The sequence below is a fragment of the Paenibacillus jiangxiensis genome, from assembly GCF_046098255.1.
In the GTDB taxonomy this organism is placed as follows: Bacteria; Bacillota; Bacilli; order Paenibacillales; family Paenibacillaceae; genus Paenibacillus; species Paenibacillus jiagnxiensis.
This window is the reverse complement of record NZ_JBJURI010000002.1, coordinates 1-16,780: the sequence shown is the minus strand read 5'-3', so window position 1 is coordinate 16,780 and position 16,780 is coordinate 1. Positions and strand designations below refer to the sequence as shown.

Annotated in this window: 13 protein-coding genes; 4 read left to right on the top strand and 9 right to left on the bottom strand. The window is 49.9% G+C overall.

Annotation, left to right across the window (positions count from 1 at the left end):
• Positions 1-37: 37 nt before the first annotated feature.
• The gene (locus tag ACI1P2_RS01910; RefSeq protein WP_355316877.1) at positions 38-1,510 is read right to left on the bottom strand and encodes a carboxylesterase/lipase family protein; all 1,473 of its coding nucleotides are present in this window, start codon (positions 1,508-1,510) and stop codon (positions 38-40) included.
• 70 nt (positions 1,511-1,580) lie between these two features.
• The gene (locus ACI1P2_RS01905) at positions 1,581-2,165 is read right to left on the bottom strand and encodes a GbsR/MarR family transcriptional regulator (protein ID WP_355316343.1); all 585 of its coding nucleotides are present in this window, start codon (positions 2,163-2,165) and stop codon (positions 1,581-1,583) included.
• Between the two features lie 545 nt (positions 2,166-2,710).
• Here ACI1P2_RS01905 and ACI1P2_RS01900 point away from each other — a divergent pair.
• Positions 2,711-3,931 carry a quaternary amine ABC transporter ATP-binding protein gene (locus ACI1P2_RS01900; protein ID WP_355316342.1) on the top strand — a complete coding sequence of 407 codons (1,221 nt, stop codon included), beginning with the start codon at positions 2,711-2,713 and terminating at the stop codon, positions 3,929-3,931.
• Positions 3,906-7,295: a glycine betaine ABC transporter substrate-binding protein gene (locus tag ACI1P2_RS01895; RefSeq protein WP_355316340.1), complete on the top strand. Its 3,390-nt coding sequence runs from the start codon at positions 3,906-3,908 to the stop codon at positions 7,293-7,295. The genes ACI1P2_RS01900 and ACI1P2_RS01895 overlap by 26 nt, the downstream gene beginning before the upstream one ends.
• A 59-nt stretch (positions 7,296-7,354) precedes the next feature.
• Here ACI1P2_RS01895 and ACI1P2_RS01890 read toward each other — a convergent pair whose 3' ends face one another.
• From ACI1P2_RS01890 to ascB, 6 genes are all read right to left on the bottom strand, one after another.
• Positions 7,355-8,554, bottom strand: coding sequence for an ABC transporter permease (locus tag ACI1P2_RS01890; protein ID WP_355316338.1), 1,200 nt, complete (start codon positions 8,552-8,554; stop codon positions 7,355-7,357).
• On the bottom strand, positions 8,547-9,884 hold the full coding sequence (locus ACI1P2_RS01885; RefSeq protein WP_355316336.1) for an HlyD family secretion protein: 1,338 nt from the start codon (positions 9,882-9,884) through the stop codon (positions 8,547-8,549). Before ACI1P2_RS01885 ends, ACI1P2_RS01890 begins: the two co-directional genes overlap by 8 nt.
• A complete protein-coding gene (locus ACI1P2_RS01880; RefSeq protein WP_355316334.1) occupies positions 9,881-10,492 on the bottom strand; it encodes a TetR/AcrR family transcriptional regulator in 612 nt (203 codons plus the stop codon). The genes ACI1P2_RS01885 and ACI1P2_RS01880 overlap by 4 nt, the downstream gene beginning before the upstream one ends.
• A gap of 315 nt (positions 10,493-10,807) precedes the next feature.
• Positions 10,808-12,142: a prolyl oligopeptidase family serine peptidase gene (locus tag ACI1P2_RS01875; RefSeq protein WP_355316332.1), complete on the bottom strand. Its 1,335-nt coding sequence runs from the start codon at positions 12,140-12,142 to the stop codon at positions 10,808-10,810.
• Positions 12,143-12,309: 167 nt separating this feature from the next.
• Positions 12,310-13,140, bottom strand: coding sequence for a BglG family transcription antiterminator LicT (licT, locus tag ACI1P2_RS01870; RefSeq protein ID WP_355316330.1), 831 nt, complete (start codon positions 13,138-13,140; stop codon positions 12,310-12,312).
• 336 nt (positions 13,141-13,476) lie between these two features.
• Complete coding sequence (ascB, locus tag ACI1P2_RS01865) at positions 13,477-14,910, bottom strand: 6-phospho-beta-glucosidase (RefSeq protein WP_355316328.1); 1,434 nt, start codon at positions 14,908-14,910, stop codon at positions 13,477-13,479.
• Between the two features lie 305 nt (positions 14,911-15,215).
• Between ascB and ACI1P2_RS01860 the strand changes: the two genes are divergently transcribed.
• Both ACI1P2_RS01860 and ACI1P2_RS01855 read left to right on the top strand, forming a co-directional pair.
• The gene (locus ACI1P2_RS01860; protein WP_355316326.1) at positions 15,216-15,662 is read left to right on the top strand and encodes a DUF2628 domain-containing protein; all 447 of its coding nucleotides are present in this window, start codon (positions 15,216-15,218) and stop codon (positions 15,660-15,662) included.
• Between the two features lie 134 nt (positions 15,663-15,796).
• Entirely contained in the window at positions 15,797-16,105 is a 309-nt protein-coding gene (locus ACI1P2_RS01855; RefSeq protein WP_355316324.1) for a putative quinol monooxygenase, read from the top strand.
• A gap of 148 nt (positions 16,106-16,253) precedes the next feature.
• Here ACI1P2_RS01855 and ACI1P2_RS01850 read toward each other — a convergent pair whose 3' ends face one another.
• On the bottom strand, positions 16,254-16,490 hold the full coding sequence (locus ACI1P2_RS01850; protein ID WP_355316322.1) for a hypothetical protein: 237 nt from the start codon (positions 16,488-16,490) through the stop codon (positions 16,254-16,256).
• Between the last annotated feature and the right edge of the window lie 290 nt (positions 16,491-16,780).

The following is a 16,780-nucleotide window of genomic DNA, read 5'->3' as shown; positions in this document are numbered from 1 at the left end:
AAGAGGTCTTCTTGCGCTTTCTTACCGACAAGCGGATTCAATTGTTCACTATAGCAATGAAGAGACTTCGCTTCTCTGCATCCGGGTCCCGGACTACCGCAGTATCACAGTTGAAAATGACGGTAGCCCGTTCATTCGGATCATACGCAGGCCAGTCCAGCTCCGGGGTGGAAGGATTACCGCTGCGTGCAAAGGACACCCAAGCTTCCTGCATCAAGCGGGAAAGGCGCTCCACCTCGCCCGTCAGCGTGATGTTCAGCTCCTTCAACAGCTGCAGGTTATTAAATACAAACGCAATCTCGGCCCCATGCACCGACTTGCCGAGGAACGGATGTCCCGGCAGGCACCAGTCAAACCGGTACATCCATACAGGGCCGTGGCTTGCCTGAGCTGAAGCGTATCGTACAGCCGAGCGCCAGAAGTACAGGTCTGTCATCAGCTGTGCCTGCCCTTCCACGCTAACGGGATACCGGCCGGAAAGCTCCGCAGCATTGGGCAGCCCTGTCATCGCCTGAATGGCCTTCGCAGCAGCCTCGGCGCTGAGCAAATGCTCGGGTCCCCTCACGAAGTATGCGCCTTCGTCACGGTTTGTGCCGATCATGACCGCCACATCTTTAGCTGCTCCGTGTTCAATGGCTTTCTGCGGCTCCTCCGGCAATGTATTTCCGTCCACCACCGGCTGAAAGAGCATTGCAACCCCGGAGGAACCGAATTTCTCATACAATTTGTGCGTAGCTGCGGCTATTGCCTCGGTAGGCAATTCGAACAGCCGATCTCTGTTGGATGCGGCCACTCCCAGCTCGTGCAGCAATGCAGCCGCAATACCTGAGGCGTGAGCCGGGCTGAGCGTCTGGGATGCTCCGCTTTGCAGCACGGCCTTGTGAAATAAGCCTTTGGCAGCCGGCATCGCCAGCAGTGCCGCTATACTCATGGCGCCCGCCGATTCGCCGAATATCGTCACATTGTCCGGATCGCCGCCGAATGCCCTGATGTTATCCCGAACCCATTGCAGCGCCGCAATCTGATCCAGCAGTCCCGCATTGGAGGCCAGCTCTGCTCCAAAAGGCGAGAGATGCAGAAATCCGAACGGACCCAGACGATAGTTAATGGCGACGATCACCACACCGTTTTTTGCAAGCTTCGTTCCATCATAAAGGGACATGCTTCCGGAGCCTGTAACGAAGGCGCCTCCATGAATCCATACCATAACGGGACATGGAGCATCCGTCTTTGGTGCCCAAACGTTCAAATAGAGACAGTCCTCCGATGGAGCAGGCTGTCCCGCCCTTGATCCAAAGATGCCTTCAGCCGACCGCTCCGGTTGGGGACAAACCGGACCAAACTGCGAAGCGTCCCTGATCCCCTCCCAGGATTGCGGAGGCTGGGGAGCGCGGAATCGGAGCGGTCCGACCGGCGGCTGCGCAAAAGGTATGCCCTTCCAGGAAAAAATACCTTCCTCTTCTATTCCCTGAAGCTCGCCATTCTTCGTACTGACCCGTATGTTCACCACCCGAATCTCTCCCTCGCAAATAAGCATGACGATGCTCCTCCCTTTTTCCAGGGCAAGCACCATGCCTTATCTATTTTTTGTCCTCTGCCTCTATTTTATCATTTTCTTCCTTCGGAACCAGCTCGTAAATCTTCTCATCCTCCATCGCATCAATGAGACGGTCCAGCCATTTATAATACGATTCGGCCTGCTTCATTTTGCCGCGGTCCCGCAGCAGCACCTCTTTCACAGTCCCGCTCGCCTCCTCATCCATCAGCAGCTTGTCTACTTCCGATATCGCCTTCCGCAGTATCTGCAAATTCATTTCCACCGCTTTGCGCCACTTGATGGCAAAATAATCGGTAAAGGTCTGATACCAGTCAAACTCCACCTCATATAAATCCTTGCGCGAGCCCTTGGTCCATACCTTGTTCACCATTTTCAGATCCAGCAGCGTGCGCATGCTGGTGCTCATGCTTGTTTTGCTCATTTCCATTTCACGGCCCATATCATCAAGCGTCATCGGTCTATCGGCAAAAAAAAGCAGGCCGTACAAATGCCCCGTGGAAAGCGTCACTCCGTATAAATCCATATTTTTTCCGATCGCTTCTATGACTCTTTTCCTTATTTTCTGCAGGGATTCCTGCTGTTTTTCATCCAAATGGTCCAAGCTCATGCTTGCAACCTCCTGTTCATATCTTAGACGGGAGCGGCTGCTTATATTAGCGCAGTATCATCCGTTGTAAGTTTAAATCTTTGTCTATTTTAAAAAAAGCTGATTCTGTTGTAAAGAAGCGGACTATTGAGCATCCTAAAGGATACTGGAGAATTATACAGCATTGGTTTGTACAGTTTTTCCTGTACGTTCCTTACGAACAGAATTTTCGTTTGATAAATTCACAAATGCTCTGTTACAATTGTTTACGTTGTCAGCCAAGTCCAAACGCTGACCGTGTACAATCCATTGACTTGTGTCAATCGCCATACAAGTGTGTGTTCAAAAAGTCTGGTTTTCAGCACCGAGAAGGTTGAATGAAGCTAGGGACTGAGGAGCGGAGCGTACTTGGGGTACGTGAGCACCGGAAGTCCCGGCTGAATTCAAGATTCGATGTCGAATCTGCATCCCGACTTACTTCGTGATCAAAAGATGACTTTTTGAACAGCCTCTACAAGCACCGTGGGGTTAATGGAAAGCGAAAGATAGAGAGAAAGGTGGATTACATGACCATTTTGGAAGTAAAGAATGTCAGTAAGCTGTTCGGTCCGCGAGCGGAGCAGGGCGTTGCTCTCCTCGAAAAAGGTTGGACCAAGGAACGGATTGCCAAGGAAAAGCAAATCACTGTTGGCGTGAACCGGGCCAATATGCAAATCCAGCAGGGTGAAATTTTTGTCATCATGGGCTTGTCCGGCAGTGGAAAATCGACGCTGGTACGGATGTTCAACCGTCTGATCGAGCCGACCTCCGGGGAAATTCTCGTTCATGATAAGGATTTGCGCAAAATGAGCAAGGAGCAGCTCCGCCAGGTGCGACGCAAAACGATCAGCATGGTTTTCCAGAAATTCGCATTGTTCCCGCACCGCACAGTGCTCGAAAACGTGGAATACGGGCTGGAGATTCAGAAGGTGGATAAAGCCGAGCGTGAAGAAAAGGCCCGTCAGGCGCTTGAACTGGTCGGACTTAAGACCTGGGCCGATAAAATGCCAGATGAGCTGAGCGGCGGCATGCAGCAGCGTGTCGGTCTGGCCCGCGCTCTTGCGAACGATCCTGAAATTCTGCTGATGGACGAAGCCTTCAGTGCGCTCGATCCGCTGATTCGCCGGGATATGCAGGACGAACTGCTGGAGCTGCAGGATAAGATGAAGAAGACGATTATCTTCATTACCCACGACCTGGACGAAGCGCTGCGGATTGGTGACCGAATCGCTCTGATGAAGGACGGGGCTGTTGTGCAAATCGGCACACCGGAAGAAATTATGATTCAGCCCGCCAACTCCTATGTAGAACGCTTCGTGGAGGACGTGGACCTGTCCAAGGTGCTGACAGCCGCCCACGTCATGCGCAGACCCGAGACGATTACACTTGACCGCGGACCGCGGGTGGCCCTGGAGCTCATGCGTGAACGTGGGATTTCCAATCTGTTTGTTATAGACCGTTCCAAGAAATTGCTGGGCGTCATTACAGCCGAGGATACATCGGCTGCCCTTAAGGAAAATAAAAAGCTGAACGACATTCTGATTACGGATGGCCCGCAGGTGCCGCCGGATACCGTCATGAATGATTTGTTTGAAATTACAAGCTCAGCCAAAGTGCCTCTCGCTGTTGTCGATAACAACGGCAGACTTCAAGGGGTTATTGTGCGCGGCGCAGTGCTCGGCGCGCTTGCCGGAGAAGTATCCATCAAGGAGGTGAATGCCGATGCTGCCGAAAATACCGCTCGCTGAATGGATTCAGGCCATCGTCGATTGGATGGGTCTCCATCTTGGCGGATTGTTCAACGTCATCTCAACCGTAATTCAAAGCGTGGTCGGGTTCTTTGCAGGACTGTTCCTGATGCCTCATCCGCTGCTCTTTATCCTGATTGTAGGGATTATCGCCTACCTGATCGGAAGGCTGCCGCTTACGCTGTTTACAGTCATCGGCTTCCTGCTGATTGATAATCTGGGCTACTGGACCCAGACGATGAATACACTGGGGCTTGTCATTACCTCCGCGTTAATCTCCATCATTCTGGGTGTTCCGCTTGGAATATGGTGTGCCTACAGCAGAACCGCTTCGCGCATCATTACCCCTCTGCTTGATTTCATGCAGACGATGCCTGCCTTTGTATACCTGCTTCCTGCGGTAACCTTCTTCAGTCTGGGTGTCGTTCCCGGCGTGATCGCTTCCGTTATTTTCGCCATACCGCCAACGATCCGCATGACGAACCTGGGGATTCAGCAGGTATCCGGCGAGCTTGTGGAAGCTGCTGACGCTTTCGGCTCCACATCAGGCCAGAAGCTGTTCAAAGTACAGCTTCCGCTGGCAATGCCTACCCTGATGGCGGGCATCAATCAGACGATCATGCTGTCCCTGTCCATGGTAGTTATCGCGTCTATGATCGGCGCACAGGGCATCGGTGCGGAAGTATACCGCGCCGTAACCCAACTGCAGATCGGTAAAGGTTTTGAAGCCGGCCTGGCCGTTGTGGTGCTGGCGATCGTGCTTGACCGTTTTACGCAAAATCTGTTCAAGCCCGGGAAGCGTGGCAAGAGCCGGGTAAAAGGCAAGCAAAAAGCCTGGATCGCCGCTGCTGCCACCGTGCTCATTCTTGCTCTCGGATTTACTCAGTATATTGACAGATCCGGCACCTCTGCCAACGGCGGCCAATCAGCTTCAACCGTAGGTGAAGAGGTCGGATACCAAATTATCGGAATCGATGCCGGCGCAGGCATTATGAAATCGACTGCACAGGCCATCAAGGATTATGGCTTAACCGACTGGACACTTGTCGAAGGCTCGGGCGCTGCCATGACCGCAACTCTCGACAAGGCTGTCAAAAATCATGAGCCGATTATCGTGACAGGCTGGACACCACACTGGATGTTCAACAAATATGATCTCAAATATTTGGAGGATCCGAAGAAAACCTATGGCGAAGCCGAGGAGATTCATACCATCGCCCGCAAAGGGCTGAAGGCAGATCATCCAACCGCCTATGAATTCCTGGACCGCTTCGCCTGGACCTCCGATGAAATGGGCGAAATGATGATCGCCATTCAGGATGGCACAAGCCCCGAGCAGGCAGCAAAGGATTGGGCGGCCAAGCACGCCGACAAGATTGACGAATGGACGAAGGGCCTGCAGCCGGTCAACGGCGACACGATCAAACTGAGCTATGTGGCCTGGGATTCGGAGATTGCCAGCACGAACCTGCTCAAATATGTGCTTGAGCACGACCTTGGCTATAAGGTGGAGGCGCTGCAGGTCGAAGCCGGACCGATGTGGACCGGCGTAGCTAGCGGTACTGTGGATGCTTCCCCTGCTGCCTGGCTGCCGCTGACTCATGCCGATTACTGGGCCGAGTACAAGGATAAACTGGATGACCTGGGACCGAACATGACGGGTGTAAAAACCGGACTTGTGGTTCCCGCCTATATGAATATCAATTCCATTGAAGATCTGAAAGGCACGCAAGCTCCTGCGCCGAATGCCGTTGGAGACGAGGTGGACCATCAGATTATCGGGATCGATGCCGGTGCAGGCATTATGAAATCTACCGCGCAAGCGATCAAGGATTATGACTTGACCAACTGGACACTGGTTGAAGGCTCCGGGGCAGCGATGACCGCCTCCCTCGACAAAGCTGTCAAAAACAAGGAGCCGATCATCATTACAGGCTGGACACCACACTGGATGTTCAATAAATATGATCTCAAATATTTGGAAGACCCGAAGAAGACCTACGGGGAAGCTGAGGAAATCCATACCATCGCCCGCAAAGGACTCAAGGCCGATCATCCGACCGCCTATGAATTTCTCGACAGGTTTGCCTGGACCTCGGAGGATATGGGTGAAATGATGACGGCCATACAAGAGGGCGCAAGCCCTGAGCAGGCGGCACAGGACTGGGCAACCAAGCATACCGATAAGGTTGCCGAGTGGACGAAGGGGCTGCAGCCGGTCAACGGCGAACCCCTCAAGCTGAGTTATGTGGCTTGGGATTCGGAGATTGCCAGCACAAATCTGCTCAAATATGTGCTTGAGCATGAGCTGGGCTACAAGGTGGAGGCGCTCCAAGTGGAAGCCGGACCGATGTGGACCGGAGTGGCAAACGGCGATGTAGACGCCTCCCCTGCCGCCTGGCTGCCTCTGACCCATGCCGATTATTGGGCCGAGTACAAGGATAAACTGGATGATCTGGGACCGAATATGACGGGCGTGAAAACCGGACTTGTTGTTCCTGCCTACATGAACATTAAATCCATTGAGGACTTGAAAGACGGAGCAACGGCGGATACTGCTACCGCCGGGGATCTCGGCAAGGAAGTCAGTTACAAGATAGTCGGCACCGATCCGGGTGCGGGCTTGATGAGGCTGACCGCAAACGCTATGAAAGATTACAATTTGTCAGATTGGACACTGATTGAGGGTTCTCCTGCCGCTATGACCGCGGCGCTGGATGACGCCATCAAGAAGAAGGAGCCGATTGTTGTTACAGGCTGGTCACCACATTGGATGTTCAATAAATACGACCTGAAGTATCTTAAGGACCCGAAGAAATCGTACGGTGATCCGGAAGAGATTCACACCATCGGCCGCAAAGGGCTGAAGGAAGACCATCCTGTTGCCTATGAATTCCTTAGCCGGTTCAAATGGACTGCTGAGGACATGGGCGAAGTCATGATTGCGATCCAGGAGGGTACACCACCTGAACAGGCAGCGAAGGAATGGGCTGATGCCCATCCTGAAAAGGTGAAGGAATGGACCCAGGGCCTACAGCCTGTGAACGGAGATGCATTTAAGTTAAGCTACGCAGCCTGGGATTCGGAGATTGCCAGCACGAACGTTTTGAAATATGTGCTTGAAAATAATTTGGGTTATAAAGTCACGGCTCTGCAGGTAGAGCCCGGACCGATGTGGATCGGTGTCGCTACCGGCGATGTAGATGCGAGCGCAGCAGCCTGGCTGCCCCTCACCCACGCTGATTATTACGCACAGTATAAAGATGATATTATTGATGTGGGTACAAGCATGACCGGAGTCTCTTCTGGACTTGTCGTTCCAGCTTACGTTGACGTCAATTCCATAGAAGACTTGCAATCTTAATATATTCGTTAAAAAAATTCCCCGAAGTTTCACCGCTCCGGGGAATTTTTATGATCCAATTATCCTTTTACAACTGCCTGCTCTCCTGCAACCTCCGTTTCACGAGCCTTCCGGAACTGCAGAGGAAAGACGATGAAGGAAAGAAGCAGGCAGACCAGTCCGATCAGGCCGAGGGCCAAAATATCCTTCATGATATATGCCATGTCCAGGCCTTTTAATGTAATGCTTCTGACCGCATCCAGATAATAAGTCAGCGGCAAAATATGAGCCACCCCCCTTAAAAAGGAAGGCATCGCTTCCAGCGGCCATGTATAGCCTGAAAGCATAAAGGCCGGGACCGCGAACAGCATCAGCGTTTGCGTGGCGTCCACTCGTGTTTTCGAGACCATACTGAACAGAAAGCCCAGTCCGCACAAAGCAAAATTAAACAACAGTGATACGAGCACGAACGGCAGCAATTGACCCTTGAACGGTATGTCGAACACCAGCGCGCTCAGACCAAATACCGTAACCACATTCAGCGTGCCTGCAAGGTAATAGGGGACAAGCTTGGCCAGAGCCAGCTTCCACGGTGTAAACCGCCAGCCGGAATATTGCATCCAGGTTCCCCGCTCCTTATCTCTCGTACAGGATAAGGCAATGCCAAGCAGCAGACACTGCTGCAGCGCAGCCGATAACACCCCAAGCGGCATAAACAGCTTATAGTCATAGGTCGGATTGAACAGCACACGTGAACGGAAGGGAATCGCGCTGAACGTGGATGAAGCCTGCTCCTCGTTAAAACCCTTCATTTCCAGAGTTTTCGTCGATACCCCCGCGCTGATGCTGCTGATCACCTGATTGGCAATCCGGCTCGCACTGTTCGAGTACATCATGTTGCTGCCGTCAATGAGTGTCATGACGGGGATATTTTCACCATGCTTAAGCCGTGTCGAAAAATTATTGGGAATAATCAGCCCGACCTTGGCTTCCCCCGCCTCAACCTGCCGCACGGCATCCTCCTCATTGCGCGTTTGCAGTACGACGTTAAAAGTGTCCGTAGCATCAAAGGCCTGAATAATCTGCCGGCTGAGCTGCGAATTATCGCCGTCATACACCGTTACAGGCATTTCCGTAATCCGCTGGTTGGCATACAGAAAGCCAAACATGACCGCATAAATCACAGGTGTAATAATCAGGACCATCAGCAGCCTGCGGTCTTTGACAATTTCACGCCATTCCTCACGGATTACGGTGCGGATTGAGAGGTGGTCATTCATTCGCCTGCGCCCCTTTATCCAGCAGAAAGACTGTTGACCCAGTAGGAACGGAAGCAGGCAGTCCAGCCAGTTCCACCTTTACCCCAAAGGAACGAATATCCATGTCCCCGGAGCTTTGGCTCGGCTTTTGCACCGCAAAGTCGGCAGCCGCGTCAACGACCTTGACCTTGCCTTTGAACTGGCTGTTATCGGCGAGAAGCTTAAGCGTCACCTGATCTCCGGCCTTTAATCCATGCAATTCCGTTTCCGGCACATAAAATTTGGCCCAGCGTTGGGAAGCCGTTTCTATGGAATATACCGTGAAGCCTGCGCTGGCCAGCTCTCCGACATTTAAGGATTTGGAGCTAATGATACCTTCAGCCGGAGCCTTCAGCTCCGTATAGCTCAAATAGGTGCGCGCTTCCTCCAGCGCCGCTTCCGCCTGCGCCACCTGCGATTTGGCCGCCGTCACCGTGGACTGCGCCTGCTCCACTGCCGAATGCGCCTGCTGTACGGAAGCCTGGGCAGCCTTCACGTCCTGCTGCTGCAGCGCAACCTGGCCCGCTCCGGCCTGAGCTTCCTTCACGGCGGCAAGCGCCTGCTCATACTGGGCTTTGGCAGCCGCAATCTCTTCTTCACGGCTGCCTGCCTTGGCCAGTTCAACCTGCTTCTCAGCCGCTTCATATTTCGCCCGGGCCTGCTCTTTATCCAGATTCGCCTGATCCAGCGCTGCCTGTGAAGCCGCTCCGGCGGCAAACAGCTCGCGGGTACGCTCCTGCTGTTTTGCTGCCAGATCATAAGCATCTTTGGCCGCCTTCATATTAATCTCAGCCTGCTGAATTTCCTGGGGGCGCGCGCCAGCCTTTAACGCCTCCCATTTCGCCTTCGCTGCATCAGCGGCTGCCTGGGCCTGCGCGATCTTGCTTGTTGCCGTCTCGGACGTGACCTTGACGGCCTCGCTGCCCTGGCTCTTCTTGGCCTCAGCCGCACTGACGGAAGCCTGGGCCTGCGACACGCCGGCTTTCGCCTGCCCTACATTGGCTTTGGCCGCCTGAAGCGCTGCTTCCGCCTGCTTCACCTTGTCCTGCAGCTCCTTGCTCTCCAGACGGGCAATCACCTGGCCCTTCTTCACCTGATCTCCCTCGTCTACCAACAGCTCGGCAACCCTCCCTGCCGTTTTAAAGCTGGCGTTGATCACATCGGATTCCACATAGGCCGTCGGTGAGGAGCTGCCGCTCCCTTTCTCCGCTCCGGAGGTTTCTCCGCCGCGCTGAAATGCCAGCAGTCCGTAAATGACAGCCGCAATCAGGATGATCATTATTCCGTATACAGAAGCGTTTTTTAGCTTCATAATTCATCACTCCATGATTTATTGGGGACCTTCAGCCCCAAAGCATTATAAATAAACTCTTTAACCGTGCTGCGGACCTCGGGAAGATTGCTGGTATCGCCCCAGACAATCACCCGCATCGGCATGAAAATAAACAAGCCGAAGAGGCAGTTCGCTGTTGTCTGCGTATCCAGCGTCGGCGAGATGTACCCCTGCCCTTTGCCCGAATCAATCTCCCCCTCCATAAATTGGAAATAATTCGCAAGCACCTGCCTGATATCAAAATGCTGATCCTGCGACACCCATCCCTTGCTGGTCAGCAGGCGGCAGAAATCCTGTTCTTCACGCGTAAAATCATAATGCACTTTGATCAGCTGCTCGACCCGCTCAATCACATGCTCCCGCGGAATCGGGTCCATCACCTCTCGAATGCGGCAGACGAACTGCTCCATCCCCATTTTGAGAATATAAATGTACAGCTCCTGTTTATTTTTAAAATTGTAATACAGCGTTCCCTTGGCAATTCCGCACACCCGCGCAATTTCTTCCATATTGGTTTCATTGTAGCCCCGCTCCGAGAAAGCTTTGAGCGCTCCGTTGAAGATGAGCTCCTGCGTCTGTTTTTTCATACGACCTCCTTTTTTGAACTGACCGTTCAGTACAAAAATTCATCTGCTGTGCTCTATTATAGACACGTTCATAGTGCGCAGCAATACAATAATTGCCTGCAAGTGCATTTTAGAACAACCGTCTAAATGGTCCGTACAAATCCTACTTGAGCACGTCATCATACGTGGCCGCCGTAATCGGGAAATACCCGGTATTGACGCTCCATTGCGCCTGCATCGTGCGTATCCCTACTTAAAAGCAAAAAAAGGCCGAGAACAGAGTAAATCCCCCTATTCTCGGCCAGTACCTACGGCGGCATTTTGCCTCCCATTCGGTTATTGCTTATCCAATGACTTGGAGGCCAGCCACTCCATAATTGTTGTTGTTTTTCCGTTAATTACGTTGGAAACCTCGTTATTATATACGTAAATCCAGGAGCTGTGGCCAGTGTATTCATACGGTGTTCCGTCGCTATTCTTGTACAAACCGGAAGTATCTACTACGTTATCGAATAAAGATAGATGAACGTCCTTCGCTCCGGCATCGATCAGACGGTTGTAAGTTGGAACCGCATACTCGTTGGGCGGAACCACGGTATCGGTTTTGGCCGCCACAAACCAGATCGGCAGATCCTTCATTACACGAATTTGTTCATCCGTAATGAGGGTATCCTTCAAGGCCTCGCACACGGCCATGGCTCCGGCAAAATAATCCTTATAATCACGCATCATCAGCATGGTCATATACCCGCCGTTGGAGTCTCCGCCAATGTATATCCGGTTCGTATCAATATCCTTGTTCTTGGCCACATAATCCTTGATCAGGGCCATCAGCGCTTCCTCATACTTAGAGGTACCGTCCCCAAAGCCTGTAAAACCGTCCATCCAGTAAGTTGGTGTCTGAGGTGCCAGTACGTAAGCTCCGCCAAAATAGGATTGAATGTCCCTGGAGGCAAAATTGACGGCTTTGTTTCCGGCAATCGCAATCGTCGGGTCAATCCCCCCCTCTCCCATGCCATGCAGCCAGATGATCAAAGGATTTTTCCCTTTGTCTTTTGCCGGGGCATAATCGGCATAGGTTAAAGTAACCCCGTTAAAAGCGGCTGTGCCTGTTGTGAATTCATCAACAAGCCCTCTTACCTCTCCGGCGGATGTGTTCACGGTCAAACCGGAAATCGTGCCAGCGCCGGTTTTAATTGCTTTCTGCTGGGTAATGGTATACTGGTTGTCGTTCCAGTCATTAAAGCCTGATCCCGCAGAGTCATAATTTATGGCTGAGCCCAGCGTTAACGCCGGCCCGATTTCCATTTCCAGCACGGCGTATCTACCGGTTTGCTTTACGGGATTGCCGTCTTTGTCCGCAACATAAGCCTTCGTGACCTTGCGTTCCCCCTCCTCTAGAAAAGGATCTGCCAATCTGCTGTCGCTTCGTTTCACATGAACCTTAAACGTATCCCAGGTTATTGCATTTTTAGGTACCGGCTTTCCCAAATCCACGATTACCTTCGTAATGGTCGGTCCCCAGTCCTCAACCTCCACAACTGTCCGATAGGACGCAGGCCGGTTTTTTACATCCTTGGCCCATGCACCGGTGCTGAAGGCAAACGTTGTACCAACAGCCAGTGTGCAGAGCATGGTCATTTTAGCGGCTTTTTTCAGTCGTTTCAACATGATGGTCTTACCTCCCGAGTAATTTATGAAGCGCTTACACATTATATTGTAAAAAATTCAATTTATACATCCTTCCCTACATACAACCTCAATCCATTGTAATTACAAGAAAAATGGCTTCAGCAGAGCGAGCACCAAAGCCATTTTATCTTGAATCTGCCAATCTGTTATCTGTTAACCACCCGTTCGAGATGGATCGTCAAATAGAGCATTTCTTCGTTCGTCAGCTCGTGGTTGTATTCCTTTTTGACGAACTTTTTGATTTTCTCCGTGCATTCCGCGGCATCCGGATGCTTCTCTTTGATAATCTTATATAAATAGTCATAATTATTATCATAATGTGTCCCTTTAAAAATGCGCTGGGCAAAAAACTTCAAGTGTGTGATAAAGCGGAAATAGCTTAAGGAGTCTTCATCAAATTCAGTCTTGAAATGATATTTCACAATCGTCATGATTTGCTGGATGAACTTTGTAATGTTCATGGTGTTCACGACTTCTTCATTCATTTCCGCATTGATGATATGAATGGCAATAAACCCGGCTTCATCCTCGGGCAGCTCGATATTAAATTTTTGATTAATCTGCTCAAGTGCCTTCTTGCCGACCTGAAATTCTTCTTTATATAACTGCTTGATTTCCCACAGCAAGGCATTTTTGATTTCCAGCCCCTGCTGTTGTCTTTCTATAGCAAAGTTGATATGGTCCGTCAAGGACACATAAATATTCTCGTTCAGCTTTTTACCCAAAGTGTTCTTGGTATAATCAATAATTTCTTCAACAACGACGACCAGCTCGATGGGCACCTCGCGAAGAAGCATTTTGAAATTGTCGGATGTTTGTTTATTTTTCAAAGCAAAGACCTTTTCGATCTTGTCTTCTTCCACATCATCGCCAGGCTTTTTCTTAAAAGCAAGCCCTCGTCCCATCACGACCAGCTCAGCGCCATCCTCCTGATTTACGCTTATTACATTGTTGTTAATGACCTTTGCTATCTTCACGATCTTTCGCCCCCGTTTTTTGCCCCTGCAAGAGTCGCCGATCCTATGATCATGCCCTGCTTTCTTTCTATATAAACACACAAAATAAACACACAAAAAACCTAAGCATTACAAAATAAATAAGACCCCTTGATCTTACATTTTGCACCTTAGGTTTTGCCTGCGCACAGTAACAATCCTAATGATTTTCAGTTAACTAAGTTAAGTATATAGCGGGTCCATGTGTCTGTCAACGCTTTCAATTCATACGCAAATAAAAACGAAAACCCTTTTGAATCAAGGATTTCCGTTTTCATTTTCACAGTTTCACCGCTGTTGGAAAGTGCTGTTCATGCCTTAGAGATTTGCACCGTTAGATTGTATTACACTCTTGTACCAGTTAAAGCTCTTTTTCTTTCTTCTTTCCAGTGTTCCTTTGCCTTCGTTATCCCGGTCCACATAAATATATCCGTACCGTTTTTTCATCTCACCGGAGGAAGCGCTGACGATATCGATCGGCCCCCAGCTGGTGTATCCGATAATCTCTACGCCGTCCTTGATGGCCTCGCCCATTTCAGCGACATGCCGCTTCAGGTAGTCGATTCTGTAGTCATCATTGATTTCCCCATCAGGCGAAACCTCATCGTTAGCCCCAAGCCCGTTCTCTACCACAAACAGCGGTTTTTGATAGCGGTCATGCAGCTGGTTGGCCGTGATGCGGAAGCCCTTCGGATCGATCGTCCATCCCCACTCGGATTTGTCCAGATAAGGGTTGGCCACGGAGCCGAAGACGTTGCCGCTGGTCATGTTCTTCACGACCTCCGGATCCGTACTTGTCGTCCGGCTTGAATAGTAGCTGAAGCCAATATAATCCACCGTATGATTTTTCAGAATGGCTTCATCTTCCGGCTCCATGGTGATGTTGAGGTTATGATCCTTGAAGAAACGTTTGGCATACCCAGGGTATTCCCCGCGTGACTGTACATCAATGAAGAAATAGGACTCGCGATCCTTTTCCATCCCCTGGAAGACATCTTCCGGATTGCATGTATACGGATAGAAGCTGCCTGCGGCGAGCATACAGCCAATTTTTCCGTCTGGAATGATCTCATGGCACGCTTTCGTGGCCAGTGCGCTGGCAACAAGCTGATGGTGTGCGGCCTGGTACTGAATTTCCTTGATATTGTCCCCTTCTTTAAATACGAGACCCGCACCGAGAAACGGGAGATGCAGCAGCATATTGATTTCATTGAAGGTCATCCAGTATTTTACCTTGTCTTTATACCGGTTGAAGACGGTCTTGGAGTAGGTTTCGAACAGATAGACAAGCTTGCGGCTTCTCCAGCTGCCGTATTTTTCAATCAGATGCACCGGTACATCAAAATGGGCGAGGGTGACGACAGGCTGAATATTGTGCTTAAGCATTTCATCAAACAGATCATCATAAAATTGCAGGCCTGCTTCATTCGGCGTCTCATCTTCCCCAGTTGGGAAAATACGCGCCCAGGAGATCGAGACACGCAAGGCCTTAAAGCCCATTTCGGCAAACAAGGCCATATCTTCTTTATAACGATGATAGAAATCAATCGCTTTATGAGAAGGATAGAATTCCCCTTCCAGAGGGGTGAAGGATGGAACATTGCCCTTCATAATCGCTCTTCTGTGCTCGCCCGTAGGCAATAAATCAACGATGGTCAGCCCTTTGCCGCCTTCAAGATAAGCTCCTTCCGCCTGATTGGCGGCGATGGCTCCGCCCCATAGAAAATCACTGGGAAAGACACTGTTGGACATGGTAAAAACTCCTTTGCTAAGTATTTGCCAAATTGGCAGGGCCGGATAATGAAAAAACCTGAGCCGAAATTGAATACACGTGTAGTGTAATCAAGTCGGTCCAGGTTATGCCCTCTCGGTAACATTCCATGAAATTATGTTCGCTTAGCTATAACTCTAACAACTATTTTGGACAAAGTCAATAAGGAAGCGGATACATGACTATGAACCTCTATGCTTTATAAAGTGTATAATATAGAGGTGTCAAAAGGGTACTATTATCATTTTTCCCAACAGATGGGGAATGTAAAGAGGAGGTGTTTCTTGTGAGTGAAAGAGAGCAATTCGTTACGGATGAAAATCTGAGAGTCTTTACCATGAAAAATTATTTTGTTGATTCCAGGCACAAAAAAGTTCATTGGAACTGGGCAGCATTTTTTCTGACTTCCTTCTGGTTGTTTTATAGGAAAATGTATCTGTTAGGCTTCGTCTATTCAATTTTTACGATACTCGTTCAGTATCTTATTCCATCCTCCTGGACCGTAATTATAATGAACTGGACAGTTTCCATTTTGTTTGGCATGTTCGGCAATGCTATGTATCTCAAATATGCGGAAAAGAAGATCATCCGAATCTGCGAGACATATGCCGACGATTCTACGCGTATTTCGGAATTCTACGATCAGGGTGGCACCAGCTTAAGAGCAGCCATCCTTATTCCGGTGGGGATTGGCATCATCCATTATGTAATTAATCAAGTTTTTTTAGCCTGAGTGTACATTCTGTTATTTCATGAGGATAAAAACCAAGACCAAATCTCTTATTTTATTCAGTACATGTGGAAATACTATTAAAACAAGGATAACGTCTTATATAATCTAGCTAAATAGTAAAGGAGCCGATACATATGAATAAATATGGAATGCAAGCCAAATTCACCGCCAAGCCCGGTCAAAGGGATGTGCTGGCTAACATGTTATTGGAAGCAGCCGCTGGCCTGCGGTCTATAAAAGACTGTGAACTATACATCGTTAGTGCGCCTGAAACGGATCCATACGCGGTATGGGTAACGGAGGTATGGAGCAGCTCTGAAGCTCACAAGGCGTCCCTTTCTCTGGAGGAAACAAAAGCTGCAATTCAACGTGCAAAACCTTTAATCGATGGAGTAGAAGCTATAGAATTAAAACCCCTTGGAGGAAAAGGGATCAGTTCCTGATAGATCGTTCCCGAAATTCGCTTCTAAAAGTGTACCCCTTAGACCATTGCGAAATCCCTCGAAGGGTTTTGGCAAATGTTTATTCTAAGGGGTACACTTCATTTCTACGGCTAAGATCTATTCATGAAAAATTCCAGACACTTAGAAATTATGACTTCGTGACCTCGTCTGGCTTGGTTCCTGCGGACTTGGTAGACTGACCGTCTACATAGGCTTCGGACAGCATGTAAATCGCGATTGAGCCGAAAGCGCCGATCAGTCCGACGATTTTCACTGTCACTTCTGAATCACTAGCGTAACCAAAAACCGTTAGCGCGGCAGTTGCAAGACCGGCGAGAAGCGCCCAGAACTTCCGGCTCGCCACTTTTTTCTTCCAATCAATCATGATCGTCCCCTCCTCAGCCGAAGCAGCCCCGGCTTGTCTTCTATGATTTTATTGAGCTATGCTCGTAGTTATTGTATTCATTCAAATCCCCATTGCCTTTGCTGCAGCCTAATTTAAATCCAAAAAATAACAAATGGGTGCAGCAAAAAGCACGCCTTTTTTTGGCGCGCCTTGGATTCAAACTATTTTTATTGAAAAAGGCTCCCTCTCGGGCAATGTCATTTAGTTAAGGCGCAGGGCCAAAAATCAAAAAAAGAGCAGGTTATCGAAAAGATAGCCCGCTCTTTTTT

What these genes read in the sequence shown, in the direction of transcription:
- ACI1P2_RS01875 (WP_355316332.1), bottom strand. Translation starts at nt 12,142, where the DNA reads ATGTTGAAACGACTGAAAAAAGCCGCTAAAATGACCATGCTCTGCACA.
- ACI1P2_RS01850 (WP_355316322.1), bottom strand. Translation starts at nt 16,490, where the DNA reads ATGATTGATTGGAAGAAAAAAGTGGCGAGCCGGAAGTTCTGGGCGCTT.
- ACI1P2_RS01855 (WP_355316324.1), top strand. Translation starts at nt 15,797, where the DNA reads ATGAATAAATATGGAATGCAAGCCAAATTCACCGCCAAGCCCGGTCAA.
- ACI1P2_RS01900 (WP_355316342.1), top strand. Translation starts at nt 2,711, where the DNA reads ATGACCATTTTGGAAGTAAAGAATGTCAGTAAGCTGTTCGGTCCGCGA.
- ACI1P2_RS01885 (WP_355316336.1), bottom strand. Translation starts at nt 9,884, where the DNA reads ATGAAGCTAAAAAACGCTTCTGTATACGGAATAATGATCATCCTGATT.
- ACI1P2_RS01895 (WP_355316340.1), top strand. Translation starts at nt 3,906, where the DNA reads ATGCTGCCGAAAATACCGCTCGCTGAATGGATTCAGGCCATCGTCGAT.
- ascB (WP_355316328.1), bottom strand. Translation starts at nt 14,910, where the DNA reads ATGTCCAACAGTGTCTTTCCCAGTGATTTTCTATGGGGCGGAGCCATC.
- ACI1P2_RS01880 (WP_355316334.1), bottom strand. Translation starts at nt 10,492, where the DNA reads ATGAAAAAACAGACGCAGGAGCTCATCTTCAACGGAGCGCTCAAAGCT.
- ACI1P2_RS01890 (WP_355316338.1), bottom strand. Translation starts at nt 8,554, where the DNA reads ATGAATGACCACCTCTCAATCCGCACCGTAATCCGTGAGGAATGGCGT.
- ACI1P2_RS01905 (WP_355316343.1), bottom strand. Translation starts at nt 2,165, where the DNA reads ATGAGCTTGGACCATTTGGATGAAAAACAGCAGGAATCCCTGCAGAAA.